21 protein-coding genes are annotated in these 23736 nt (G+C 71.3%); 11 read left to right on the top strand and 10 right to left on the bottom strand.

All coding sequences use genetic code 11. The features are described from left to right. Window positions 1–33: 33 nt before the first annotated feature. Window positions 34–990, bottom strand: a complete 957-nt coding sequence (larE, locus tag ACQUS7_RS05410) for an ATP-dependent sacrificial sulfur transferase LarE (RefSeq protein ID WP_435145377.1) — start codon at window positions 988–990, stop codon at window positions 34–36. Window positions 991–1090: 100 nt separating this feature from the next. Between larE and ACQUS7_RS05405 the strand changes: the two genes are divergently transcribed. After that, entirely contained in the window at window positions 1091–1387 is a 297-nt protein-coding gene (locus ACQUS7_RS05405) for a hypothetical protein (protein WP_435123752.1), read from the top strand. 143 nt (window positions 1388–1530) lie between these two features. Further along, window positions 1531–3573, top strand: coding sequence for a helix-hairpin-helix domain-containing protein (locus ACQUS7_RS05400; RefSeq protein WP_435145374.1), 2043 nt, complete (start codon window positions 1531–1533; stop codon window positions 3571–3573). Here ACQUS7_RS05400 and ACQUS7_RS05395 read toward each other — a convergent pair. After that, on the bottom strand, window positions 3546–4202 hold the full coding sequence (locus tag ACQUS7_RS05395; protein ID WP_435123749.1) for a hypothetical protein: 657 nt from the start codon (window positions 4200–4202) through the stop codon (window positions 3546–3548). The two genes, ACQUS7_RS05400 and ACQUS7_RS05395, sit on opposite strands and share 28 nt — an antisense overlap. A 196-nt stretch (window positions 4203–4398) precedes the next feature. Here ACQUS7_RS05395 and ACQUS7_RS05390 point away from each other — a divergent pair, with 196 nt between their 5' ends. Further along, window positions 4399–5439: an AAA family ATPase gene (locus ACQUS7_RS05390; RefSeq protein ID WP_435123747.1), complete on the top strand. Its 1041-nt coding sequence runs from the start codon at window positions 4399–4401 to the stop codon at window positions 5437–5439. After that, the gene (locus ACQUS7_RS05385) at window positions 5436–6101 is read left to right on the top strand and encodes a protein sorting system archaetidylserine decarboxylase (protein ID WP_435145370.1); all 666 of its coding nucleotides are present in this window, start codon (window positions 5436–5438) and stop codon (window positions 6099–6101) included. The genes ACQUS7_RS05390 and ACQUS7_RS05385 overlap by 4 nt, the downstream gene beginning before the upstream one ends. Window positions 6102–6152: 51 nt before the next feature. On the opposite strand, the gene ACQUS7_RS05380 is transcribed toward ACQUS7_RS05385, so the two are convergent. Then, window positions 6153–7148: a THUMP domain-containing protein gene (locus tag ACQUS7_RS05380; protein ID WP_435145881.1), complete on the bottom strand. Its 996-nt coding sequence runs from the start codon at window positions 7146–7148 to the stop codon at window positions 6153–6155. A 123-nt stretch (window positions 7149–7271) separates the two neighbouring features. Between ACQUS7_RS05380 and ACQUS7_RS05375 the strand changes: the two genes are divergently transcribed. Beyond that, entirely contained in the window at window positions 7272–7832 is a 561-nt protein-coding gene (locus tag ACQUS7_RS05375; RefSeq protein WP_435123745.1) for a TATA-box-binding protein, read from the top strand. Then, window positions 7832–8188, top strand: a complete 357-nt coding sequence (locus ACQUS7_RS05370; RefSeq protein WP_435123744.1) for a DUF7473 family protein — start codon at window positions 7832–7834, stop codon at window positions 8186–8188. Before ACQUS7_RS05375 ends, ACQUS7_RS05370 begins: the two co-directional genes overlap by 1 nt. Window positions 8189–8255: 67 nt before the next feature. On the opposite strand, the gene hisG is transcribed toward ACQUS7_RS05370, so the two are convergent. Next, the gene (hisG, locus tag ACQUS7_RS05365) at window positions 8256–9152 is read right to left on the bottom strand and encodes an ATP phosphoribosyltransferase (protein WP_435145365.1); all 897 of its coding nucleotides are present in this window, start codon (window positions 9150–9152) and stop codon (window positions 8256–8258) included. A 143-nt stretch (window positions 9153–9295) separates the two neighbouring features. Here hisG and ACQUS7_RS05360 point away from each other — a divergent pair, with 143 nt between their 5' ends. Continuing rightward, the gene (locus ACQUS7_RS05360) at window positions 9296–9832 is read left to right on the top strand and encodes a hypothetical protein (RefSeq protein WP_435145363.1); all 537 of its coding nucleotides are present in this window, start codon (window positions 9296–9298) and stop codon (window positions 9830–9832) included. 40 nt (window positions 9833–9872) lie between these two features. Here ACQUS7_RS05360 and ACQUS7_RS05355 read toward each other — a convergent pair whose 3' ends face one another. Beyond that, window positions 9873–10955, bottom strand: a complete 1083-nt coding sequence (locus tag ACQUS7_RS05355; RefSeq protein ID WP_435145360.1) for a DUF4382 domain-containing protein — start codon at window positions 10953–10955, stop codon at window positions 9873–9875. A 213-nt stretch (window positions 10956–11168) separates the two neighbouring features. On the opposite strand from ACQUS7_RS05355, the gene rnz reads away from it, so the two are divergent. The 3 genes from rnz to ACQUS7_RS05340 all read left to right on the top strand — a co-directional run bounded on the left by rnz (window position 11169) and on the right by ACQUS7_RS05340 (window position 14751). Then, complete coding sequence (gene rnz / locus ACQUS7_RS05350) at window positions 11169–12101, top strand: ribonuclease Z (RefSeq protein WP_435145357.1); 933 nt, start codon at window positions 11169–11171, stop codon at window positions 12099–12101. Between the two features lie 171 nt (window positions 12102–12272). Then, window positions 12273–12683 (top strand): hypothetical protein, encoded by a 411-nt coding sequence (locus ACQUS7_RS05345; protein ID WP_435123735.1) that lies wholly within the window; start codon window positions 12273–12275, stop codon window positions 12681–12683. Between the two features lie 97 nt (window positions 12684–12780). Further along, a complete protein-coding gene (locus ACQUS7_RS05340; protein ID WP_435145354.1) occupies window positions 12781–14751 on the top strand; it encodes a DUF460 domain-containing protein in 1971 nt (656 codons plus the stop codon). Window positions 14752–14974: 223 nt separating this feature from the next. On the opposite strand, the gene ACQUS7_RS05335 is transcribed toward ACQUS7_RS05340, so the two are convergent. The 4 genes from ACQUS7_RS05335 to lipA form a co-directional block, all read right to left on the bottom strand. Beyond that, the gene (locus ACQUS7_RS05335; protein WP_435145351.1) at window positions 14975–16648 is read right to left on the bottom strand and encodes a dihydrolipoamide acetyltransferase family protein; all 1674 of its coding nucleotides are present in this window, start codon (window positions 16646–16648) and stop codon (window positions 14975–14977) included. 2 nt (window positions 16649–16650) lie between these two features. Continuing rightward, on the bottom strand, window positions 16651–17652 hold the full coding sequence (locus ACQUS7_RS05330; protein ID WP_435123730.1) for an alpha-ketoacid dehydrogenase subunit beta: 1002 nt from the start codon (window positions 17650–17652) through the stop codon (window positions 16651–16653). A gap of 2 nt (window positions 17653–17654) precedes the next feature. Then, on the bottom strand, window positions 17655–18767 hold the full coding sequence (pdhA, locus tag ACQUS7_RS05325) for a pyruvate dehydrogenase (acetyl-transferring) E1 component subunit alpha (RefSeq protein ID WP_435145347.1): 1113 nt from the start codon (window positions 18765–18767) through the stop codon (window positions 17655–17657). A gap of 271 nt (window positions 18768–19038) precedes the next feature. Further along, window positions 19039–19977, bottom strand: a complete 939-nt coding sequence (lipA, locus tag ACQUS7_RS05320) for a lipoyl synthase (protein WP_435145344.1) — start codon at window positions 19975–19977, stop codon at window positions 19039–19041. A 111-nt stretch (window positions 19978–20088) separates the two neighbouring features. Here lipA and ACQUS7_RS05315 point away from each other — a divergent pair, with 111 nt between their 5' ends. Continuing rightward, window positions 20089–21498, top strand: a complete 1410-nt coding sequence (locus ACQUS7_RS05315; protein WP_435123725.1) for an MATE family efflux transporter — start codon at window positions 20089–20091, stop codon at window positions 21496–21498. A gap of 16 nt (window positions 21499–21514) precedes the next feature. On the opposite strand, the gene uvrB is transcribed toward ACQUS7_RS05315, so the two are convergent. Next, complete coding sequence (uvrB, locus tag ACQUS7_RS05310; protein WP_435145341.1) at window positions 21515–23581, bottom strand: excinuclease ABC subunit UvrB; 2067 nt, start codon at window positions 23579–23581, stop codon at window positions 21515–21517. Window positions 23582–23736 lie beyond the last annotated feature (155 nt).

The following is a 23736-nucleotide window of genomic DNA, read 5'->3' as shown; positions in this document are numbered from 1 at the left end:
AAAACTGTTCTGCGCCGTGGGCCGCGTCGCCGCCTACGACGACGGGTACTCCCGTGAGAGCGCGTCGTCGACGGCCGCGCGGTCGACGAGGTTCGGAGCGTCCTCGGCCGCGTCGCCGGCAGCGTTGTCCGCGGCGGTGGTCGCGTCCGCGCCGGGCGCCGGGTCGGTGGCGTCGTCGCTGTCGGCGGGGCTGACGCTGCCGGTGCGGTAGCCGCCGAGGTCGAGCGTCACGTGGTCGAAGCCGAGGTCGGTGAGGTGGTCGCGGGCGGCGGCGGCGAACTCGGGGTTCAGCGCGGCCGCCAGTTCGTCGGCGCCGACCTCGATGCGTGCGAGGCCGTCGTGGTCGCGCACCCGGAACTGCGAGAAGCCCCAGGTCCGCAGCAGCTTCTCGGCCTTCTCGATGCGGCTCAGCCGCGCTTCGGTCACTTCGAGCCCGGTCGGGATGCGCGAGGAGAGACACGCCATCGACGGCTTGTCCGCGACGTCGAGCCCGTAGTCGGCGGCGATTTCGCGCACCTCGTCTTTGGTGATGCCGGCGTCGAGCAGCGGCGAGTACACGTCCAGTTCCTCGACGGCCTGCAGCCCGGGGCGGTGGCCCTCGCCGGGGTCGGAGGCGTTCGTGCCGTCACAGACCGTGCCGATGCCGCGCTCGGTCGCCGCCTCGTACATCTTCGACAGCCGCATCGTCCGGCAGTGATAACAGCGGTCGTCGCCGTTCGCGACGAACTCCGGGTCGTCCAGCTCCGAGAACTCCACGAGTTCGTGCGTGATGCCGATGTCGTCGGCGACCCGCGTCGCGTCCCCGAGTTCCTCGGCGGGCAGCGTCTCGCTCTTCGCGGTGCACGCCACGGCGTCCGCGCCGAGCGCGTCGTACGCCAGCGCCGCCACGACGCTGGAGTCCACGCCGCCGGAGAACGCGACCAGCACCCCGTCGCGCTCCGCGAGTTCCTCCCGTACAGCAGCGGCCTTCGCCGCGACGTCGTCGTCCATACTCCGGTTCACGGAGCGCTGACGCAAAAGCCCCGCGACAGCCGGGGGCGTCGCCGGCGCCGCCACAAGCCACTCCCCGCTCCGCGGCCAACCGTGCGGTATGCGACGCGCTGGACCGACCGAAGTCGAAAGCGTCGAGGCCGTCGAACACGCCGACCACCCCGCGGAAATCGAAAACGGCGTCCTGTTCGGCGTGAACACCGAGGGCGCGCCGTTCTACTACGACTCCGAGACCGAGGAGGTCATCGAGCGGAACGCCGCCGGCGAGGAGCACAGCGAGGAGCGGACGAGCGTCGCGCCGGACGCGCTCACCGACTTCATCGAGGAGGTCGAAGAGGCGGTCGGCTGGGACGTCGTCGGCCACGATTCCGGCGGTTCCGACGACGGCGACGGGTAGCGACGACGCCGGCAGCGACGACGCCGGCAGCGACGACGCCGGCAAGGGCGGCCGCGACGGACAGCGACGGGTAGCCGAATCGGTCGCCGACCAGTTCCTCCGGCCCGCGAACGTTTTTTACGAAGACGCCGAACCCCGACGCGATGGAGTTCACGTCGATTCCTGGCGTCGGCGAGAAAACGGCCGAGTCGCTCGCGGCGCTCGACGGCGCCGAGGCGGCGCTCCGCGACGGCGACGTGGCGACGCTGGCCCGCGCGCCCGGCGTCTCCGAGGGCCGCGCCGCCGCGATTGCGCGGGGCGCCGTCCGCCGACGCCACGACGACCCCGGCGGCTGGGCCGCCACCGACCGCGCCGCCGAACTCTACGACGACGCGCTCGCGCTGCTTCAAGAGCGCGCCGTCACCGACTACGCCGAACAGCGGCTCCGGACGCTGTACCCGAGCCCGACGCAGTCGCGCATCGACGAGGTGCGCGAGTGGGCGCGCGCCGCCGCCGACCGCGACCCGGACGACGACGTGGTCGCGGCGCTCCGCGGCGTCGAGCCGCTGGCGGAGCCGCGCGGCCTCCGCGTCCGCGACCGGGCGCTCGCCACCACGGACGCCGAGCGCTACGCCGAGGCCGAGGCCGCGTTCCCGGAGCTGTCGGTCGAAGTCGTCGAGGACACCCGCGGGCTCGCCGAACTCGCGCGGTCGTACGCGACCGTCGTCGCGCTCGACGAGGAGTTCGCCGGCGTCGACGTCGACGGCGACGTCCGCGTCCTCCCGGACGCCGAAGATCATCCGGAGGAGGTCGTCCCGGAGCGCCTGCTCGGCTTCTTCGCGAAGAACCGCGAGCGGCTGCACGCCGCGCTCGACGTCCACGACGCAGCCGGCATCGACCCGGCGTGCGACCCGGACGATCTCCGGGACGCGCTCGGCCGCGTCGACGACGACGGCACCGTGCTCGGCGACGACGAACTGGAGCGGCTGAGCGTCGCCGTCGACGACCTCGACGCCGCGGTCGGCACCGCCGAGTCCGTCGCGAACGACCACCTCCGCGACGCCATCCGCGAACGCGACGTCACCATCGAGGGGCAGGACTTCCTCTCGCTCGTCGAGCAGGGCGCCCGCGTCGACCAGCTGCTCTCCCGGGAGCTCGCCGACGAGTACGACGAGGCGGTTCGGAAGGCCCGCGAGCACGTCGTCGACGCGCTGCAGCTCCAGGAGAACGAAGCCGAGTTCACCGAGCGCGTGTTCGCCGGCGACCCGTCGTTCCCGGTCGAGCGCAACGAAGACCCCGTGAACCGGCTGCGAACCGAGCTGAAGGCCGCCCGCGACCAGCGCGCCGCGAAACTGAAAGCCGACCTCGCATCCGACCTCGCGGCGCTCCGCGAGCCGGTCGAGACGCTCGTCCGCGACGCGCTCGAACTCGACGTCGAACTCGCCGTCTCCCGGTTCACCCGCGACTTCGACTGCACGATGCCGGAGTTCGTCGACCGCGACGCGGCGGGGACCGACGGCGACGCCGACGACGCCGACGACGCCGACGACGCGGGCGTCGCGGCCGGCGGCTTCGAGATCGTCGGCGGGCGCTCGCCGCTGCTCGACGTCCCGCACGGCGACGTCGACCCGGTGGACTACGGCGTCGACGGCGTCACGCTGCTGTCGGGCGTCAACTCCGGCGGGAAGACGTCGACGCTGGACCTCGTCGCGCTCGTCGCGACGCTCGCGCACATGGGGCTGCCCGTGCCGGCCGAGTCGGCGCGGCTCCGCCGCGTCTCCGAACTCCACTACTACGCGAAGTCGCAGGGGACGCTCGACGCCGGCGCGTTCGAGTCGACGCTGCGCGACTTCGGCGACCTCGTCGACGGCGCCGAGGGCCGACTGGTGCTCGTCGACGAACTCGAATCTATCACGGAGCCGGGCGCCTCCGCGAAAATCATCGCCGGCATCCTGGAGGCGCTCGACCGGCAGGGCGCCACCGCCGTCTTCGTCTCGCACCTCGCCGGCGACATCCGGGAGGCCGCGGACTTCCCGGTCGCCGTCGACGGCATCGAGGCGGTCGGGCTGGAGGACGGCGAACTGGTCGTGAACCGGTCGCCGAAGAAGAACCACCTCGCGCGGTCGACGCCGGAGCTCATCGTGGAGAAGCTCGCGGACGAAACCGACGGCGACGGCTTCTACGACGGGCTGCTGGAGAAGTTCTGACCGGACGGCGACTGCGGCCCGCCGACCCCTCTGAACAGCGCGTCGTAGTCGTCGGGGCAGAGCCGACACCGGAGTTCGTCCAGTTCGGACTCCAGTTCGTCGCGGCGCCGAGCCAGTTCCGCCCGGTCGACGCCGGCGTCGGCGTCGCCGCGGCCGTCGCGGGTCGCCCGCGTCGCGACCACGTCGTAGTACTGCCGGACCCGCGCCATGTACCGGCCGACGAGCAGCAACTCGGAGACGAGTCCGCGCAGGTCGTCGGGCGCCGCCGTCGTCGTGGTCCGCGGCGCAGCGGTCCGCGTTGCTGCGGCGTCAGCGTCGGCGGCGGCGCCGAGCGCGGAGACGTCGACGCCGGCCGCGTCGGCGTCGGCGCCGGCGACGCAGGCGACCTGCACCGCTTCTGACGCGGCGCGGATGCGCGCGGCCACCGCGTCGGCGTCGACGGTGCCTCGATCGACGAGCGCGACGTCGAGCCCGCGGTCCGCCGACGCGACGCGGCCGACCGCCTCGTCTCCGGACCCGACGGTTCTGACGCTGTACTCCTGCTCCAGCCGCTCGGCGTAGCGGTCGCGCGCCGACTCCGTGCCCGCCACGACGAGCACGGCTGCCGGCCCGGACGCGTCTCCCGTCATACGTCGCACTCTCGGCCCCGCGGAGTGTCAATCCCGCCGACGCGAAACCCGGATTAAACGGAGTTTACCCCGGAGCCGTCCGTCGGTTCGGCGGCATAGGCGGGGAAGCGGGCGCTGGTGCCCGCGGGTGGCCGGAGCCGGGCCGCCGCGGCTCGAACGGCCAAGTTCATAGCCCCGCCCCGGCTACACACCGGTAATGGACGGCCCGTTGTGGACCGACACGCACGCCCCGTCGCTGTCGGAGGTGCCGCAGGCGGAGGTGCGCGACCGGCTGTCGCGGGCGGCCGCCGAGCCGATGAACCTCGTGGTGCAGGGGCCGCCGGGCGTCGGGAAGACCGCGGCGGTGCGCGCGCTGGCGCGGGAGACGCACGAGGACCCGGACAACGACCTCATCGAGATCAACGTCGCGGACTTCTTCGACCGGACAAAAAAGGAGATTCGGACCGACCCGCGGTTCGCGTCGTTCCTCGAAGGGCGGAGCCGGATGGCGAAACGCGACATGATAAACCGGGTGCTGAAGGAGTCGGCGGCGAACGCGCCGATGAGCGGCGAGTTCAAGACGGTCGTGCTGGACAACGCCGAGGCGATTCGGGAGGACTTCCAGCAGGCGCTGCGCCGCGTCATGGAGCAGCACCACCGGACGACGCAGTTCGTCCTCACGACGCGGCAGCCCTCGAAGCTGATTCCGCCGATTCGGTCGCGGTGCTTCCCGGTGCCGGTGCGGGCGCCGACCACCGACGAGACGATCGCGGTGCTCGCCGACATCTGCGACGACGAGGACGTCGACTACGACGACGACGGCCTGGAGTTCGTCGCGTCCGCGGCCGGCGGCGACCTCCGGGAGGCGGTGTTGTCCGCGCAGGCGACCGCCGTCGACCACGGCGAACTGACGATGCAGGCCGCCTACGAGACGCTGAACGACGTCGGCACCGACGAGGACGTGCTGGACGCCATCACCGCCGCCCGCGACGGCGACCTCGCGGAGGCGCGCAGCGTCGTCGACGACCTGCTTCACGACGCCGGGTTCGACGGCGGCGACCTGCTCCGCGAGGTGCTGCGCGTCGCGCGGTCGAAGTCCGACGCGTCGGCCGACGAGGTCGCGCGGCTCCACAAGCTCGCCGGCGAGGTCGACGTGGAGCTGTCTGAGGGCACCGACGACCGGCTGCACGTCACGCACCTGCTCGCGGCGTGGGCCGCCGGCCGCGACACGACGCGGACCCCGATTCACGCCGAATGAGGCTGGCGCCCGGCGGCCGCAGGTACGCGCTCGCCGCGCTCGTCGCCGCGGCCCCGGCGCTCGTCGTGTTCCCGCCGGCCGCCGCCGCGCTCGTCGCCGCCGCGGCGTTCGTCGTCTGGTTCTTCCGCGACCCGCCGCGCTCCCCGGCGGGCGACGGCGTGCTCTCGCCGGCAGACGGCCACGTCTCCGTGCTCCGCGAGGACGGCGACCGCGTCCGCGTCGGCGTGTTCATGAGCCCGCTCGACGTCCACGTCACGCGCGCCCCGGTCGGCGGCGACGTCACCCGCGTCGACCACCGCGGCGCCGCCCACCGCCCGGCGTTCACGAAGGACTCCAGTCGAAACGAACGCGTCGAGTACCGCGTCGGGGCCGCGGACGGTGCGCTTATCGCAGGCTGGTTCGCCCGCAGAATCACCCCCTACGTTTCACCTGGAGAATCGGTGACACGGGGTGACCGCATCGGCCACATCGCGTTCGGCTCGCGGGCCGACGTGGTCCTCCCGCCGGAGTACGACGTCGCGGACGTCCGCGTCAGCCGCGGCGACGCCGTCCGCGCCGGCGAATCCGTGGTCGCGCGACGCGACGACGAGGACACTGACGGCGGCAACGGCGACAGCGGCAACGACGACAGCGGCAACGACGACAGCGGCAACGACGACTGATTCAGGAGCGAGACGACGAAGCGACGACTTCTCAGCGGCGTCGCCGCCGGCTCACACCCGTTCGAGGACGTGGACGTACCGGACGAGGCTGCGGTGGACGCGGCGCTCGAACGTGTCGGTGACGGTCCAGCCGGCGTCGACGGCCGCCTCGCGCCACGACCGGTCGGCGACCAGGACGCCGCGCGGCGCGATCCGGGCGGCCTCGCGGAGCGCGCCGGCGACGAGGTCCTCCAGCCGGTGCGTCTCGATTTTCGACTGGCGGCCGTACGGCGCGTCGAAGACGACGCCGTCGGCGACGTCGTCGCGGAGGCCGAGCGCGGTGGCGTCGCCGCGGACGACCGCGTGGTCGGCGGCGTGCGCGGCGCGGTCCGCGTCGCCGGAGAGGTAGTGCGCGAGGTTCTCGCGGGCGCCGCGCACCATCTTCCGCTGGGCGTCGTTGCCGACGACGTCGCTGCCGACGAGGCCGGCTTCGATGAGGACGCCGCCGGTGCCGCACATCGGGTCGACGATGCGGGCGTCGGGGCCGGCGCCGGCGAGGTTGGCGTACGCCCGGGCGTCCATCGGCGCCATGCTGCCCGGCTGGAAGAACGGCCGGTCGGTCGGCTTCCGGTCGGCGAAGTCGCGGACGGACTCGGCGGCGACCCAGCCGACGAGGCAGGTGTCGGCGGCGAACAGGACGCGGAGCACGTGGTCGGGGTCGTCGAGGTCGACCGAGAAGCCGCGGTCGGTGAGCGCGGCGCCGCAGGCGCGCTCGGCGTCGCCGGTGGAGACGTCGGCGGAGTCGCGGACGACGCGCGCGCGGACGGCGACGGTGTCGTCGCGGGAGCGGTCGATTTCGGCGGCGTCGACGACGGCGCGGGCGCTCCGCGGGTCCGCGTCGGTGCGGCCGAGCAGGTCCAGCGCGGTCCGCGTGTACGCCAGTCCGGGGACGCGGTCGACGGCGACGGCGTCGGCGATGGCGACGCCCGGCGCCACGACGTCGACGCCGGCCGCTGCGGTCCCGGCTTCCAGCGCCGCGAACTCGTCCTCCTCGCCGGCGAACTCCAGCCCGTACACGTCCCGGTCTGCGGCGCCGCCGGGCTTGAAGGCCGCGGCTCGCCCCGGCCAACCGCGGCCGGGCGCGGCGGTACTACTTTAACCCGGTACCTCCCACGTTTAAATAGAGAGACGATGGTCGACCCCAAGGAGACGATAGAGATTCAGAACGTCGTGGCGTCGACGGGCATCGAGCAGGAGCTCGACCTCCAGACCGTGGCGATGGACCTCGAAGGCGCCGACTACGACCCCGAGCAGTTCCCGGGGCTGGTGTACCGCACGCAGGACCCGAAGAGCGCGGCGCTCATCTTCCGGTCCGGCAAGATCGTCTGCACCGGCGCCGAGTCGACCGAGGACGTCCACGAGGCGCTGCACATCGTGTTCGACGAGCTCCGCGACCTCCAGATTCCCATCGAGGAGGACCCGGAGATCACGGTGCAGAACATCGTGACGTCCGCCGACCTCGGGACGTCGCTGAACCTGAACGCGATCGCCATCGGCCTCGGCCTCGAACACATCGAGTATGAGCCGGAGCAGTTCCCGGGACTGGTGTACCGCATCGACGAGCCGGACGTCGTCGCGCTGCTGTTCGGCTCCGGGAAGCTCGTCATCACCGGCGGGAAGAAGCCCGCCGACGCCGAGGCCGCCGTCGACGTCATCACCGAGCGGCTCTCCGAGCTCGGGCTGCTGGAGTGATGGCGCCGCTGCAGGCCGCGCTCGCCCCGCTCGTCGGCGGCTTCCTGCTCATCGCGCTGCTGTCGACGCTGCTGGCGAACGCCGCCGCGTACTTCGTGATGGGCGACCGCGCCTCCCTCCGGCTCGCCGTCGCCCCGGGCGTCACGATGGCGCTCGTCAGCCTCACCGCCGCCGTCCTCCCGGTGTACGCCGTCATCGCGTTCGCGCTCGTCGCCGACTTCGCCGTCATCTACGCCGTCTACGACCTGCCGGCGCGCAGCACCGCCATCGTCACCGCGATGCACTACGCGCTCACCGTCATCCTCGCCTACTCGGTCAACAGCCTGCTCGCGATCTATCAGACCGCGCCCGGCTGAGCGGCTGCGGAACCGGGCGGGCAGCCGACCGCGGAATCGACCGTGGAGTCGACCGCTGGGCCGGCCGCTATTCGACGAGCCGCTCGATTTCGGTGACGAGGATGTCGCTGGCGCCGACGCGCTTCAGGTCCGTGATGACCTCGAACACCTTCCGTTCGTCGACGACGACGTGGACGGCGACGCGGTCCTCCCCGTCGCTTCGCGCCTCGCCGTTCTCGCCGCTGGCAGCCGGGTCAGCCGAGTCCGCGACGTCCATCACGGTCGGGCCGCCCATCCCGGGGATCACGTCTCTGACGTCGTCGAGGCGGTCGCGCGGCGCGTTCATCATCAGGTAGCGTTTGCCGTCGGCGGTCAGCACCGACTCGAAGGCGGTGACGACCTGCTGCACCTTCCCGTCGTCGGCGACGTCCCGCCGCGCGAACAGGTGGACGGAGGAGGAGAGCACCTCGTCGACGACGGCGAGCCGGTTCACCTGCAGCGTCGTCCCGGTCGACGTGATGTCGACGATGGCGTCGGCCATGTCGACGTGCGGCGTCAGTTCGGTCGCGCCCGTCACCTCCACGACTTCGGCGTCGATGCCGAGGTCGTCGAAGTAGCGCCGCGTAATCGTCGGGAACTCGGTGGCGACGGTGCGGCCCGCGACGTCCGCCGGCGACGTGATGTCGCCGTCCTCCGGCGCGGCCAGCACCAGCCGGCAGCGGCCGTACTCCAGGTCGAGCAGGTCCGCGAGGTCGTGTCCGGACTCGCGCGCCTGGTCGAGGCCGGTGACGCCGAGGTCGGCCGCGCCGTCGGCGACGTACTCCGGGATGTCGGCCGCCCGCGCGAACAGCACCGACACGTCCGGGTCGACCGTCTCCGCGTACAGCTGCCGGTCTGCGGTCTGCTCGACGTGCAGCCCCGCCCGCTCCAGCAGCTCCATCGTCGGCTCGTGCAGGCGCCCCTTGTTGGGCACGGCGATGCGCATACGCGAGCCGACGGGGGGAGCCGGGAACTGTCTTTCCCTCCGCACACGGCGCCACGGCACAGCCCGGAGTCGCCGCGGCCGGCGTCCGGCGTCCAAGCGCGGACGGCAACGCTGATTGCGGCGGCGCGATACCGACAGGACGCATGGTCTCCCGCACTTCCCTCCTCGCGGCCGCCGCGGTCGCGTTCGCCGTCGGCGTCGCTGCCGGCGGCGCCGCGACCGCCGTGGCCGTCTCCACGGACAGCCCGTTCGCCTCCCAGCCAGACGCCGCCCTCCAGGAGTTCGACACTGTGAGCGTCGGCTGCGTCGACCCGGCCGCCGAAGGCGCGGTCGACCGCACCGTCAGCGCGCCGAACGGCTCCGGCGCCGACCTGACGCTCCGCGAGAACGTCACCGTCGACGACCCGAACGTCGCGCTCGACGCCCGCTTCGACCGCATCGCGCCCGGCACGTACCGACTCGCCGTCCGAACGGAGCAGCCGGCGAACCGGACCGCCTGCGACGCCGGCCGGCCCGAAGCCCGGTTCGCCGCGAACCTCACGCTCCCGAGTGACTACACGCTGCTGCTGACCGTCGACGGCGAGTACGTCGGCGTCAACTACGCCTCCGCCGGCGCGACGAGCGGCAGCGCCGGCGCCGGCCGCAGCGTCGCCGCCGGCGGCGCGAAAAACGAGTCCTGACCGCGCGACTACCGCACCGGTCGACCGGCGATACTCGGCGTTAGCCGAGCAGTTCGGCGCGGACGGCCGGGTTACCGCCGTTTCCGTTGCCGCCGCCGTTTCCGGCGTTACCGCCGTTTCCGTTGCCCGCTCCGCTGTCGTCGTCGGTGGTCGTGGTTTCCGCGTCGGCGTCGCCGAACTCCCGCTCGAGTTCGACGTCGTCGTCGCCGTCCTCGACGAGCACGGTCAGTTTCGTCGCGTTCGCGGCCACGGCGAACGTCGCGGTGCCGTTGCCGGTCGTCGTCTCGGTCGTCACCGACAGTTCACCGTCGACGTGCTGGGTGACGCGAACCGAGGCGTTCTCGACCGCGGTGCCGTTCCGCGTCACCGACACGGTGGCGTTCTCGCCGGCCGCGACGCTCCCGACGAACGAGGCGTTCAGCGCCGTCGCCGTCTCGTTCGCGTCGTCACCGGCTCCGCGCTTCTGTTTCTGCTTCTGCGTTTGCTTCTGCTTCCGGTCGCCCTTCTCCCTGATTTCGACCTGGTCGCCCGTGCCGGACTGGCTCACGACGGGCTTCAGGATGTACTTCCCGGAGTTCCCGGCTTTGAACACCGAGATGTCGAAGACGAAGTCGACCTCCTCGCCGTTCCCGACGGTGAACTGCTTCGTAATCTGGAGCTTGCTGGACGGCAGTTTCACCCGCACCGACTCGCCGCTCGTGAGCGTCCCGTCGACGTCGCTGACGTAGACGAACACCTTGTCGTACTGGCCGTCCGGGACGCCGAACGACCCGAGTTTCGAGGCGTTCGCGCCCTGCAGCTCCGTCAGGTCGACCGTGACGTTCGAGACGTCGTACGTGACCTGCCCGTCGGCGCCGGCCTCGGCGGTCGCGTTGGCGTCTGCGTCGCCGTCGGTCGAACTGTTCGCCGCGCCCTCGGCTCTGACGAGCGTCACCTGCGTGACGGTGACGTTGAGGTGTTCGAACTGGTCGATGGCGTTCTGCTGGTCGCTGACGTAGAAGTTCACGGTGCCCGTGCCGTCGCCGCCGCCGGAGCCGGACGGCCCGGTGAGGCCGCCGCTACAGCCCGCGAGCAGCAGCATCAGGGCCGCTCCCACGGCGGCCCAGGTCCTGTGTTCGGTCATGCACGTCGACGTGACGGCCGCGACCCGGTTATAAATAGGACCCCCCGAAGCCCGATTCAGCCGAATTAATCCGGATACGGCGCCGTGAACGGCCGTCGCCGCGGCGCGGCGGTCTCGGGGGCGGTCAGCGGCGGCTGCGGGGACCGGTCCGCGGCGGCGACGGAGCGGCCGCGGTTCGACAGCGTTTCACCGCCGGGCGCCGCAGGTGCGGGCATGACGCTGCGGGTCACTTTCCTCGGGACGAGCGGCGCGGTACCGACCGTGGAGCGCGCGCCGAGCGCGCTGTACGTGAACCGCGAAGGCGACGAACTGCTGTTCGACTGCGGCGAGGGGACCCAGCGGCAGATGATGCGGTTCTCCACGGGCTTCGGCTTCGAGCACGTCTTCTTGACGCACATGCACGGCGACCACATCCTCGGCATCCCGGGGCTCGTCCAGAGCCTCGATTTCAACGACCGCGAGGACCCGCTCACCATCCACGGGCCGCCGGGGTCGAAGCGGACCGTCGAGTCGCTCGTCCGCGCCGGCGACCACGACCCGGGGTTCCCGGTCCGGGTGCGGGAGGTCGCGCCGGGCGACGTCGCCGTCGACCGCGAGGAGTACGAGATACGGACGTTCGAGACGCAGCACCGCACCTCGTCGATGGGGTACGCGCTGGTCGAATCCGACCGGAAGGGCCGGTTCGACCGCGAGAAGGCCGAGGAGGAACTCGGGATTCCGCCGGGGCCGAAGTACGGCAAACTGCACAGCGGCGAGCCGGTGGAACTGGACGACGGAACCGTCGTGCAGCCCGACGAAGTGGTCGGGCCGCCGCGGCCCGGCCGGACGTTCGTCTACACCGGCGACACCCGCCCGGTGGAATCGACGGTGGACGCCGCCGCGGACGCGGACCTGCTCGTCCACGACGCGACGTTCACGGAGGCGGACGCCGACCGCGCGCGGCAGACGGCGCACTCGACGGCGAAGGAGGCCGCCGACGTGGCCCGGCGCGCCGACGCGAAACGGCTCGCGCTCGTCCACGTCTCCTCGCGGTACGCCGGCCGCGTCGACGAACTCGAATCGGAGGCGGCGGCGGTGTTCGACGGCGAGGTGTTCGTCCCGGACGACGGCGACGAGGTCGCGGTGCCGTTCCCGGACGGCGACTGACCGGCCGACTCCGCCGCCCGGCCGCCGCGCCGAGCGGCACGGCCAGCACCGTCTCGACGGCCACCGCCGCGACGGCTACCGGCGCGACGAATCCACGTGTACGTTTCTCACACGTGCGCGACGGCTCCCTCATAGCGCCGCTTAAGCCCCGGACGGCGAACCGGTGACGCGATGGCAGCAGCACACGCATCCACGGCGGAGGAGGCCGAACGGACCGTGACGGCGCTGCTCGTGGACCCGCACGAGGAGTTCCGCGCGGCCGCGACGGCGCTGCTCGCACGCGACGACATCGCGGTCACCGGCGCCGCCGGCTTCGACGAGGCCGCACCCGCCGGCGGCGACGTGGACTGCGTCGCGGTCGACCCGCGGGGGCGAGACGACGTCGCGCGGGCGGAGTGGGCCGGGCTCGGCGCGCCCGTCGTCGTGGTCACCGGCGCCCGAATCGGCGACGTCCCGGCCGACGTGCGCAGCGCCGCCGCCGCGTACGTCGAGAAGGGGCGCAGTTCGACGTTCCGGCGGTTCGCGGCGACGGTCCGCGGCGTGGTCCGTGCGGACCGGTTCCCGCCGGACCGGGAGCCGTGACCGGCCGACTGCTCCGCGGTGTGACCGTGACCCACGGGGGCCGTGAACACCCGGCAACGGCGCGGAGTTTTTACGCCGCGGCCGACCAATGAACACCGTGAACGCCCGGACGAGCGCGCTCGACTCCGTCGTGTTCGGGGTCGACGTGCAGAGCGGCGACATCCGCGGCGACGCGCCGTCGTACGCACTCGTCGTCTTCGACGGCGAGTCGCTGACGCGGGACGTCGTCAGCCACCGGAAGCTGCGGCGGCTCATCGACTCGGAGGAGCCGGCGCTGGTCGCCACCGACAACATGTACGAGCTCGCGGAGGACAAGTCCGCGCTCGTCCACCTGCTCGGCTCTTTGCCGCACGGCACGCGGCTGGTGCAGGTGACCGGCGCGGAGCGGCCCGAACCGCTCTCGCGGGTCGCCTCCCGCCACGGCGTCCCGTACGGGAAAGAGCCGATGAAGGAGGCCGAGGCCGCCGCGCGGCTCGCCGCCGCGAACGTCGGCTACGAGGTGTCCGCCTTCACCGACACGACGACGGTGAAGGTGTCTCGCGGCCGCTCCACCGGCAAGGGCGGGTGGAGCCAGGACCGGTACACGCGCCGCATCCACGGCAGCGTGAAGCGGCGCGCCCGCCAGGTCGAGTCCGAACTGAAAGACGCGAACCTGGAGTACGACCGCGACGTCACCGAGAAGTACGGCGGCTTCTCGAACGCCGTGTTCACGGTGCAGGGGCGGCCCGAGGACGTCCCGGTGTCCCAGCACCGCTCGGGCGACACCCGCGTCGAAATCGAGCGGGAGCGCCGCGACGGCATCGAGTTCGAGCCGCTGGCGAAGCGCCGCGACCACGTCATCGTCGGCATCGACCCGGGGACGACGACCGCCGCCGCCGTCCTCGACCTGGACGGGAACCCGCTGGACGTGCTGTCGACCCGGACCGCCGACACCGCCGACGTCATCGAGTGGCTCGTCGAGCGCGGCCGCCCGGTCATCGTCGCCGCCGACGTGAACCCGATGCCCGAAACAGTCGAGAAGTTCCGGCGGAGCTTCGACGCCGCCGGCTGGGCGCCCGACGCCGACCTGCCGGTCGACGAGAAGCTCCACCGCACCGAGGACGCCGCCTACGACAACGACCACGAGCGCGACGCGCTCGCCGCCGCGCTGTACGCCTACGACGCCCACGCCGACCAGTTCGACCGCGTCACCCGGAAGGTGCCGGCCGGCATCGAGCGCGGCGAAGTCATCTCGCGCGTCGTCGCCGGCGAGGAGTCGGTCGAGGCCGTGCTGCGCGACCTCTCTGACGACGAGCCGGACGACGACGGCGACGAGGAGCACGAGCAGCGCGAACTCACGGCCGAAGAGCAGCGCATCCGCGACCTGGAGGAGCAGGTCGACCGGCTCCAGTCGCACGTCGACGACCTGAACGACGACCTCGACGCGAAGGACGACCGCATCGAGGAACTCGAAGCGGAGCTGTCGGAGGCGCGCCGCGAGGAGCGCCGCGCGGCCCGCCGGGACCGCAAGGTCACGCGGCTCCGCCGCGACAACGACCGGCTGGAGGACGAACGCGACGAGGCCGAGGCGCGCGTCGAAGAACTGGAGGGGAAACTCGACCGGCTGAAGACGCTGTGGAAGCTCGACCACGACAACTTCGCCGACGTCGCGCAGGGCCGCGACCTCGTCCCGGTGAAGGTGGTCGACCAGTTCACGAAGACCGCCATCGAGCACGCCGACGCCCAGTACGGGCTCGCCGCCGGCGACGTGGTCTACCTCCGCGACGCCTCCGGCGCCGGCCGGGCGACCGCCGAACTGCTCGCGGAGACGGAGCCCCGCGTCGTCCTGCGCTCCGGCGGCCTCTCGGAGGAGGCCGACGAGGTGCTGTTCGACCGCGGCGTCCCGGTCGGCCCCGCGGACGACGTCCGGCTGCAGGAGGTCGACGAACTCGCCGTCGCCCGCGAGAGCGACGTCGAGGCCGTCGTCGACGACTGGGAGGACCGCGCCGAGGAGCGCGAACGCGAACAGACCGTCGAGATGGTGGACGAAATCATCTCCGAGCACCGCGCCGACGGCGAACGCACCTGACGCGGCCGAGCGCGCCGCGGACCGGGAGCCGGTCGAGCAACACGGACGGCCGGGGCTTCGCGGCACCCCTGATTCTGCGGTGCTTCAGAAAAATATCGGGGAACCGCGTGCAGGCGACGCGACCGCCGCCGCCACAACCCCTCCGTTTCAGGTGGAACGTGACTGTTTACCACGGACCGAAGAAACGGCGGAGCCGGAGCGGGACGCAGCGGCTCCGGCCGGCCTACTCGAGCAGGAGGAGCTGCGGGTTCTCCAGCAGTTCGATGACGCGGTTCGTGAACCGGGCGGCGTCCGCGCCGTCGACGACGCGGTGGTCGATGGAGAGCGACAGCGGCAGCGTGTGCGCCGGGACGACCTGTTCGGACGGCCCGTCGTCGTCCATGAAGCCGCCGTCGTCGACTTCCTTCACGGCCGGGCGCTTTTCGATGGCGCCGAGGCCGAGAATCGCGGTCTCAGGGTAGTTGATGATGGGCGTCGCGTACTCGCCGCCGACGGCGCCGAAGTTCGTGACGGTGAACGTCCCGCCCTGCATCTCCTCGCGGCTCAGCGACCGGTCGCGGGCGCGGCTGGCGAGGTCGTTCACCTCCGCCGCGATTTCGAGCAGCCCCTTCTGGTCGACGTCGTCGACGACGGGCACCATCAGGCCGGCGTCGGTCGCGACCGCGATACCGACGTTGTACTCGGATTTCAGGACGATTTCGTCGTCGTCCTCGCGGAGCTCGGAGTTGAGGTGGCGGTGCTCTTTCAGCGCCGCGACGACGGCTTTCAGCACGAACGGCAGGTAGGTGAGCTTCACGTCGCGTTCGGCGGCGCGCTCTTTGAGTTCGGTCCGCGTCTCCACCAGGTCGTCGATGGTCGCGGTGTCGTGGTGGGTGACGTGCGGCGCCGTGTACTTCGACTGCTGCATCTGCTCGCCGATGGTGCGCCGGACGCCCCGGTACGGAATCGTCTCCGGCTCCGCGCCGGACTCCGCGGCAGCCCCCGATTCTGCGCCGGACTCCGCGGCCGACGGCTCCGCACCGGACGGTTCGGCTTCCGTCGCCGCTTCGGCCTCCGCCGCTTTCGCTCGCTTCACGGCGTCGGCGTACTGCCGGACCTGCGCCTCGTCGACGAACGCTTCGCCCTCGCGGAGTTCGTCCGTCGGCACGTCGTCGACGTCGACGCCCTCCTCCTCGGCGACGCGGCGGGTGGCCGGCGCGGCGAGCGTCCGGTCGCGGCCCGCGGCTTCGACGCCGCTCGGCGCCGCGCCGCCTTCCTCCGCGCCGCCTGCCGCCGCCGACGCGGACTCCTCGCCGCGCTTCGTCGTCGCCGAGGGCCGCGTCCCGACCTCGACGTCCTTCGGACCGGCCGACTCGGACGCCTCGCCGCCGCCGGATTCGGCGTGCTCGCGGACGTCCGCTTCGGTGATGCGGCCGCTCTGCCCGCTGCCCTGCACGGCCCCGATGTCGACGCCGAGTTCGCGGGCGAGCCGCCGCGCCGACGGCGGCGCGAACACGCGGCCGCTCCCCGGCGCGGGCGCCGCGGACTCCGCAGACTCCGCGGACTCCGCGGACTCCGCGGACTCCTCGGCCGGCGCCGCTTCGGACTCGGATTCAGCCTCGGCTTCCGCCTCCGTTCCGGCTTCGGCTTCCTCCGAACCGCCTTCCGGTGCTTCTTCGCCGACCTCGAAGGTGATGATGACGTCGCCGACCGGCACCATCTCGCCCTCCTCGGCGAGCAGCTCCTTCACGGTGCCGTCGTACGGGCTCGGCACCTCGACGAGCGCCTTGTCGGTTTCGACCTCGGCGACGGGCTGGTCCTCCGTGACCGTGTCGCCGGGCGAGACGAGCCAGTTGACCAGTTCCCCTTCGGCGACGCCTTCGCCGACGTCGGGGAGTTTGAACTCTTTCGTCGCCATACTCAGAACTCGACCGCCTCCCTGATACCTTCGGCGACCCGCGTCGCGTTCGGCATGTAGTAGTCCTCCATCGCGTACAGCGGGTACGGGACGTCGTAGCCCGTGACGCGCTGGACCGGCGCCTCCTGGTACAGCAGCGCCTCCTCCTGGAGAATCGCCGTGATTTCGCCGGCGAGGCCGCCGGTCTTCGGCGCCTCGTGGACGACGCAGGCGCGGCCGGTCTTCTTGAACGACTCGACGATGGCGTCGCGGTCGAGCGGCGAGACGGTGCGGAGGTCGACGACTTCGGCGTCGACGCCGTCCGCTTCGAGTTCCGCCGCGGCGTCCAGCGCGGGCCGGGTCATGGCGCCGTAGCAGAACACGGAGACGTCGCTGCCTTCGCGGCGCACCGCCGCCTCGCCGATGGGGACCTCGTAGTCCGCCTCGGGGACGTCGCCGCGGAACGCGCGGTAGATGAGCTTCGGTTCGAGGAACACGACCGGGTCCGGGTCGCGCATCGCCGAGATGAGCAGCCCCTTCGTGTCGTACGGCGTCGACGGAATCACGACCTTCAGTCCGGCCTCGTGTGCGTAGAACGCCTCCTTCGACTCCGAGTGGTGTTCGGGGGCGCGGATGCCGCCGCCGTACGGGGCGCGCAGCACCATCGGGAGCGTGAACCGGCTCTGCGACCGGGCGCGCAGCCGCGCCATGTGCGAGACGATCTGGTCGAAGCCGGGGTACATGAACCCGGAGAACTGGATTTCCGGGACGGGCTTCATCCCCATCGCCGCCATCCCGATGGCGGTGCCGATGATGCCGGACTCGGCGAGCGGCGTGTCGATGACGCGGTGCTCGCCGAACTCGTCGTACAGGCCCTCGGTGGCGCGGAACACGCCGCCGTTCTTCCCGACGTCTTCGCCCATGACGACGACGTCGTCGTCGCGCTCCATCTCCGTCGCGAGCGCGTCGCGGACCGACTGTACGAGCGTGAGGTTCTGCGTGGCGTCTGTGTCGTGCGTACTCATTGTTACTCCAAGAACGGCTCGTCGCCGTGTTCGTCGCGGAACGCCGCGAACGACTCCGCCTGCTCGCGGAGCCCCGGCGGCTGCTCTGCGTACACGTGGTCGAACATCGATTCGGGGTCGGGGCGCTCCGTGGACTCGGCGGCGTCGATGGCGTCGGCCACCTCGTCTTCGACGGACTCCTGGATGGCGTCGACGCGGTCGTCGTCGAGGATGCCCTGGTTCCGCAGGAACGATTCCAGCCGCGGAATCGGGTCTTTCGCCTTCCAGCGCTCAACCTCGTCGTCCTCGCGGTACACCGACGGGTCGTCGGCGGTGGTGTGCGCCCCGAACCGGTACTGGACCGCCTCGATGAGCGTCGGGCGGCGCTCGTCCTCGCCGGGGTCTTTCGCCTTCGCGAGCGCCTCCGTCGTCACCTGATACACCGCCAGCGGGTCCATGCCGTCCACGAGAACGCCCTCGAAGCCGTACGCGACGGCTTTCTGCGCGAGCGTCTCGGAGGCCGTCTGCCGTTCGCGCGGCACCGAGATGGCCCACTGGTTGTTGTTGCAGAAGAACACGTTCGGGGTGTCGAAGACGCCGGCGAAGTTCAGCCCCTCGTGGAAGTCGCCTTCGGAGGTGGCGCCGTCCCCGAAGTAGCAGAGGACGGCGGTGTCGGTGTCGCCGCCGTTCCGGAGTTTGTCCGCCCACGCCATCCCGGTGGCGTGCGGAATCTGGGAGGCGATGGGGACGGCGACCGGGAAGATGTTCGCCTCGTCCGGGACGCGGCCGCCGCGGGCGTCGCCCATCCAGTAGAGCAGCGTCTGGTCGAGCGGGAGGCCGCGGACGAGCTGTGCGGCGTGTTCGCGGTACGACGGCACGAGCCAGTCGTCGTCCGCGAGCGCCATCGCGGAGCCGACCTGCGCGCCCTCCTGGCCGGACAGCGGCGGGTACGTCCCCATGCGGCCCTGCCGCTGGAGCGACACGGCGCGCTGGTCGAAGTGGCGGGCCAGCTTCATGTGTCGATACATCGCGACCAGTTCGTCGGCGGACAGGTCCGGGATGTCGCCGACGACGCTGCCGTCCTCGTCGAGCACCTGAACCGTCCCGTCGCGCGGGTCGCGTTCGAGGGTGCTCACGGGTCCCACCTTCGCATGGCTGTAGACTGGCCCGCCCACGGCATAGTGTTTTCGTAAATAGTTTACTGTGAACAGAAATACTGCCGGACGTCGTCGCCCCGTCCAGTTCCCTCCCCGACTTCTGCAAGATCGTCCAGCCAGCCAGGAGTCACTGCCGGTGTCGACGGTGAACGACGAAAAATCCCGCTGCGTTCTGGACAAACGATGATTCAGAATCCGGGTGACCCGGCGCGAAGCAGGTGTCGCCGGCGGTCGCCGTCGGCGGCGCGAGTCAGTCGCCGTCGGCGGCGCGCGCCATCGTCCGGGCCTGCTCGGGCGATTCGCCGTCGCGGAGCAGCGCCTCCACGAAGAACTCGCCGGCCTTGTACGACGACCGGACCATCGGGCCGGACGCGCAGTAGAGGAAGCCGAGTTCCTCTTCGGCGACGCGCCGCCACGTGTCGAAGACGTCCGGGTGGACGTACTCGGTGACGTCGAGGTGGGACGCCGACGGCTGGAGGTACTGGCCGAGCGTGACGATGTCGACGCCGACCTCCCGGAGGTCGCGGAGCGTCTGGTACACCTCGTGGTCGTACTCGCCGAGGCCGAGCATGATGCTGGTCTTGGTGCGGATGTCGGATTCGCGGTCGACCTGTTCGAGCACGTCGAGCGTCTGCTCGTACGTCGCGCGGCGGTCGCGGACCGGCCACTGGAGCCGGTCGACGGTCTCGACGTTGTGCGCGATGACGTCCGGGCCGGCGTCGATGATCCGGCGGACGGCCGCCTCGTCGCCCCCGAAGTCCGGGATGAGCACCTCGACGAGCGTGTCGGCGTCGCGGCGCTTGATTTCGCGGATGGTCTCGGCGAAGTGCGCCGAGCCGCCGTCGGCGAGGTCGTCGCGGTCGACGGAGGTGAGCACCACGTAGTCCAGCCCGATTTCGGCGACGGCGTCGGCGACGTTCGCGGGCTCGTCGGGGTCGAGCGGCTCCATGCCGCCGGTGGCGACGTCACAGAAGTTACAGCCGCGCGAACACCGGTCGCCCATCAGCATGAACGTCGCGGTACCGGGGCCGTCGCGGCCCGACCAGCAGTCGCCGAGGTTCGGGCAGTTCGCCTCCTCGCAGACGGTGTGGAGGTCGTGCTCGCGCAGCGTGGATTTGATCTCGGTGAAGCGCTGGCCCGCGGGGGGCTGCATCTTCAGCCAGTCCGGCTTCCGCCGCCGACTGCTCATACCGGATGCTTCACCGCCGGCGGCAAAAGGATACGGATGCGTCGACCCCACAGCGACGCGACACGTATCGGTAAATTTTTACTGTCCGGTCAAGAGAAGAAAACGACCGATATGTTCGACGTCTCGACGGAGGAAATAACCGAGGGGTCGCTCGGCAAGGCGCTGGCGTTCCTCTCGATTCCCCTCGTCGCCCAGCAGTTCGCGCTGGTCGCCCAGCAGGTCGTCGACGTGTTCTGGCTCGGCCGGCTGAGCGGCGACGCGGTCGCCGCGGTCGGCCTGACCGCACCGATGATCGGGTTGCTCGCCGCCGTCGTCGGTGCGGTGTACACCGGCGAGCACGTCCTCGTGTCCCAGCGCGTCGGCAACGGCGACGGCGACGGCGCCCGCCGCACCGTGTTCCACGCGCTGCTCGCCGCCGTCGGCAGCATGGCGGTGCTCGCCGTCGTCGCGAACCTCGTCGCGCTCGACGTCACCCGGCTGTTCAACCCCGGCGACGACGTCGCCCGGCTCGCCGCGGTGTACCTCGGCGCCATGGCGGTCGCCTACCTCGTCAGTTCCGTCAGCGACGTCTTCGAGTACGGCTTCCTCGGCGCCGGCGACTCCCGGACGCCGCTCGCGATGAACCTCGTCGCCATCGGCGTCAACATCGTCCTCGACCCGTTCTTCATCTTCGGCTGGAGCGTCTTCCCGCGGCTCGGCATCGCCGGCGCCGCCTACGCGACGCTCGTCGGCTACGCCGTCGGCGGCCTCCTCGGTATCGCGGTGGCGCTGTCGGCCTACGGCGGCTTCGACTTCGACGGCGGCGCGGTCGACGTCGACGTCGCCGAGTTCCGCGAACTCGTCACGGTCGGCGCGCCGAAAGCCGGCCAGAGCATCGCGCGGCAGGTCGCGCGGCTCGTCGTCGTCTCCATCATCTCGGTGACCGGCGGCGCCGCCGCGCTCGCCGCCTACACCGTCGGCGCGCGCGTCGCGACGGTCGCGTTCGTTCCCGCCATCGGGCTGAGCCAGGCGAGCACGACGCTCGTCGGGCAGAACCTCGGCGCCGACCGCGCGGACCGCGCGACGCGAGCGACCTGGCTCGGCGTCGGCGCCGCGACCGTCGGGCTCGGCGCGCTCGGCGCGCTCCAGTGGGCGTTCCCCGGCGTCATCGTCGACCTGTTCATCCCCGGCGCCGACGCCGAAACCGTCCGGTACGCGCTGCTATACCTGCAGATACTGGCGCTTGGGTACTGGGCGCTCGGCGCCATCTACGCCGTCGAAGCCGGGTTCAACGGCGCCGGCCGCACCGAGGTCAGCATGTACTCGACGATGCTGCAGTACTGGGCGGTCCGCGTCCCGGTCGCCGCCGTCGGCGCGTTCGCGCTCGGCTACGGCGCGCTCGGCCCGTTCTGGGCGGTGACGGTGTCGAACGTCGTCGCCGCGGTCGGCCTCTGCGGCTACTTCCGCTACTCCACCGGCTCCGGCCTGCACGAGCGCGCCGCCGACGACGCCGGGGACTCGTCCGGCACCGCCGCGGACTGAGCCGGTCGTCCGTCCGTCAGAAGTCGACGCCGCGTTCCGGTTCGGGCGGCGCGACCCCGTCGTCGCCGGCGTCGACGTCGAACTCCTCGCTGAGTTCCCGGATGCGGTCGCGGATGTCGGCGGCCAGCTCGAACTCGAGGTTGCTGGCGGCCTCCTCCATCCGGTCTTCGAGCGCCCGAATCCGGGCGTGCGCCTCCTCCTCGTCGGCGACGTCGCTGCCGGCGACGCCGGACGTGTCGGTCTGCGAGCCGGGCAGGTTCGTCTCCCCGACCTCCTTTTCGATGGTCTTGGGTTCGTAGCCGTGCTCCTCGTTGAACTCGCGCTGGATTTCGCGGCGGCGCTGCGTCTCGTCGATGGCGGCCTCCATCGCCTCCGTGGTGTCGTCGGCGTACAGCACGACCTCGCCGTTGACGTTGCGGGCGGCGCGCCCCATCGTCTGCACCAGCGTCGTCTCCGACCGCAAGAACCCCTCCTGGTCCGCGTCGAGGATGGCGACGAGGCTCACCTCCGGAATGTCAAGCCCCTCCCGGAGGAGGTTGATGCCGACGAGCACGTCGATGTCGCCGAGCCGGAGCGACCGGATGAGTTCGTGCCGCTCCAGCGTGTCGGTCTCGTCGTGCATGTACGCGACGTCGACGCCGCTCTCTTCGAGGTACTCGGTGAGGTCTTCGGCCATCCGCTTGGTGAGCGTCGTCACCAGCGTGCGTTCGCCGCGCTCGACGCGGTCGTCGATGCGGTCGAGCAGGTCGTCGACCTGCCCTTTCGCCGGCGCAACCTCGACTTTCGGGTCGACGAGGTGGGTCGGCCGAACGATCTGCTCGACGATCTGCTCGGAGTGCTCCCGCTCGTAGTCGCCCGGGGTGGCCGAGACGTACAGCGTCCGGTTGGTCTTCTCCTGGAACTCCTCGAACGTGAGCGGCCGGTTGTCGTACGCCGTCGGGAGCCGGAACCCGTTCTGCACCAGCGAGTCCTTCCGTGACTTGTCGCCGGCGAACTGCCCCTTTATCTGCGGGATGGTCTGGTGTGACTCGTCGACGACGGTGAGGAAGTCGTCGGGAAAGTAGTCCAGCAGCGTGTACGGGGCGTCGCCGGACTCGCGGTCGGAGAGGTGGACCGAGTAGTTCTCGATGCCGGAGCAGTAGCCGGCCTCCTGCAGCATCTCGATGTCGAACGTGGTGCGCTCTTCGATGCGCTGAGCGGCGACGAGGTCGCCGTTCCGCTCGAAGTACCGCACCCGCTTCTCCATCAGGTCCTCGATCTCGTCGATCGCGGTTTCGAGTTCCGACTCCGGAATCGAGTAGTGCTCCGCCGGGTGGACCATCACGGCCGGCTCCTCGGAGACCACGTCGCCCTGCATCGGGTCGACTTTCAGCATCCGGTCGATCTCGTCGCCCCACAGCTCGATGCGGACGGCGTACCGGCCGTACATCGGGAACACCTCGACGGTGTCGCCGCGGACCCGGAACGTCCCCTGCTGGAAGTCGACGTCGTTGCGCTCGTAGTTGAGGTCGACGAGCCGCGCGAGCAGTTCGTCGCGGCCGACCTGCTCGCCGACCTCCAGTTCGAGCGCCATCTCCCGGTAGTTCGCCGGGTCGCCGAGCCCGTAGATGGCGGAGACGGAGGCGACGACGATGACGTCGTCGCGGGTGAGCAGCGACCGGGTCGCGGAGTGGCGGAGCCGGTCGATCTCCTCGTTGATCGTCATCTCCTTGTCGATGTACGTGTCCGTCTGCTCGACGTACGCCTCCGGCTGGTAGTAGTCGTAGTAGCTGACGAAGTACTCGACGGCGTTGTCCGGGAACAGGTTCTTGAACTCCTCGTACAGCTGCGCCGCCAGCGTCTTGTTGTGCGCGATGACGAGCGTCGGCTGCTGGAGCTGCTCGACGGTCCACGACACCGTGTTCGTCTTCCCGGAGCCGGTGACGCCGAGCAGCGTCTGCTCGGTCATCCCCGACTCGTACCCCTCGACGAGCTGTTCGATGGCTTCCGGCTGGTCGCCGGCCGGGTCGAACGGCGCGTCGACGCGGAACTCGTTGTCCGCTCCGGGCCGGTCCGGCGACAGCGGCCCTTCCGATTCACTCATTGGTCGCGGAAGGCGCCGAAGCCACTTGACGAACGCGGTCGCTCAGCGACCAGTTGGTGGCTGACAGGCGGCACCGTCGGTCCGCTCGCGGAGCAGTGTGCCGCACACCCGCCGTGTGTGACCCGCGGTCGTCGCTACGTGATACGGGCGTCTGG

This window comes from Halobaculum sp. P14, from assembly GCF_051195155.1.
GTDB lineage: Archaea > Halobacteriota > Halobacteria > Halobacteriales > Haloferacaceae > JBNTKA01.
Note: the sequence above shows the minus strand (reverse complement) of the source record. Positions and strands in the feature narration are given on the sequence as shown.

Bases quoted from the DNA above. Each gene is read 5' to 3' on its own strand.
- larE (WP_435145377.1), bottom strand. From the start codon at position 990: ATGGACGACGACGTCGCGGCGAAGGCCGCTGCTGTACGGGAGGAACTC.
- ACQUS7_RS05405 (WP_435123752.1), top strand. From the start codon at position 1,091: ATGCGACGCGCTGGACCGACCGAAGTCGAAAGCGTCGAGGCCGTCGAA.
- ACQUS7_RS05400 (WP_435145374.1), top strand. From the start codon at position 1,531: ATGGAGTTCACGTCGATTCCTGGCGTCGGCGAGAAAACGGCCGAGTCG.
- ACQUS7_RS05395 (WP_435123749.1), bottom strand. From the start codon at position 4,202: ATGACGGGAGACGCGTCCGGGCCGGCAGCCGTGCTCGTCGTGGCGGGC.
- ACQUS7_RS05390 (WP_435123747.1), top strand. From the start codon at position 4,399: ATGGACGGCCCGTTGTGGACCGACACGCACGCCCCGTCGCTGTCGGAG.
- ACQUS7_RS05385 (WP_435145370.1), top strand. From the start codon at position 5,436: ATGAGGCTGGCGCCCGGCGGCCGCAGGTACGCGCTCGCCGCGCTCGTC.
- ACQUS7_RS05375 (WP_435123745.1), top strand. From the start codon at position 7,272: ATGGTCGACCCCAAGGAGACGATAGAGATTCAGAACGTCGTGGCGTCG.
- ACQUS7_RS05370 (WP_435123744.1), top strand. From the start codon at position 7,832: ATGGCGCCGCTGCAGGCCGCGCTCGCCCCGCTCGTCGGCGGCTTCCTG.
- hisG (WP_435145365.1), bottom strand. From the start codon at position 9,152: ATGCGCATCGCCGTGCCCAACAAGGGGCGCCTGCACGAGCCGACGATG.
- ACQUS7_RS05360 (WP_435145363.1), top strand. From the start codon at position 9,296: ATGGTCTCCCGCACTTCCCTCCTCGCGGCCGCCGCGGTCGCGTTCGCC.
- ACQUS7_RS05355 (WP_435145360.1), bottom strand. From the start codon at position 10,955: ATGACCGAACACAGGACCTGGGCCGCCGTGGGAGCGGCCCTGATGCTG.
- rnz (WP_435145357.1), top strand. From the start codon at position 11,169: ATGACGCTGCGGGTCACTTTCCTCGGGACGAGCGGCGCGGTACCGACC.
- ACQUS7_RS05345 (WP_435123735.1), top strand. From the start codon at position 12,273: ATGGCAGCAGCACACGCATCCACGGCGGAGGAGGCCGAACGGACCGTG.
- ACQUS7_RS05335 (WP_435145351.1), bottom strand. From the start codon at position 16,648: ATGGCGACGAAAGAGTTCAAACTCCCCGACGTCGGCGAAGGCGTCGCC.
- ACQUS7_RS05330 (WP_435123730.1), bottom strand. From the start codon at position 17,652: ATGAGTACGCACGACACAGACGCCACGCAGAACCTCACGCTCGTACAG.
- lipA (WP_435145344.1), bottom strand. From the start codon at position 19,977: ATGAGCAGTCGGCGGCGGAAGCCGGACTGGCTGAAGATGCAGCCCCCC.
- ACQUS7_RS05315 (WP_435123725.1), top strand. From the start codon at position 20,089: ATGTTCGACGTCTCGACGGAGGAAATAACCGAGGGGTCGCTCGGCAAG.
- uvrB (WP_435145341.1), bottom strand. From the start codon at position 23,581: ATGAGTGAATCGGAAGGGCCGCTGTCGCCGGACCGGCCCGGAGCGGAC.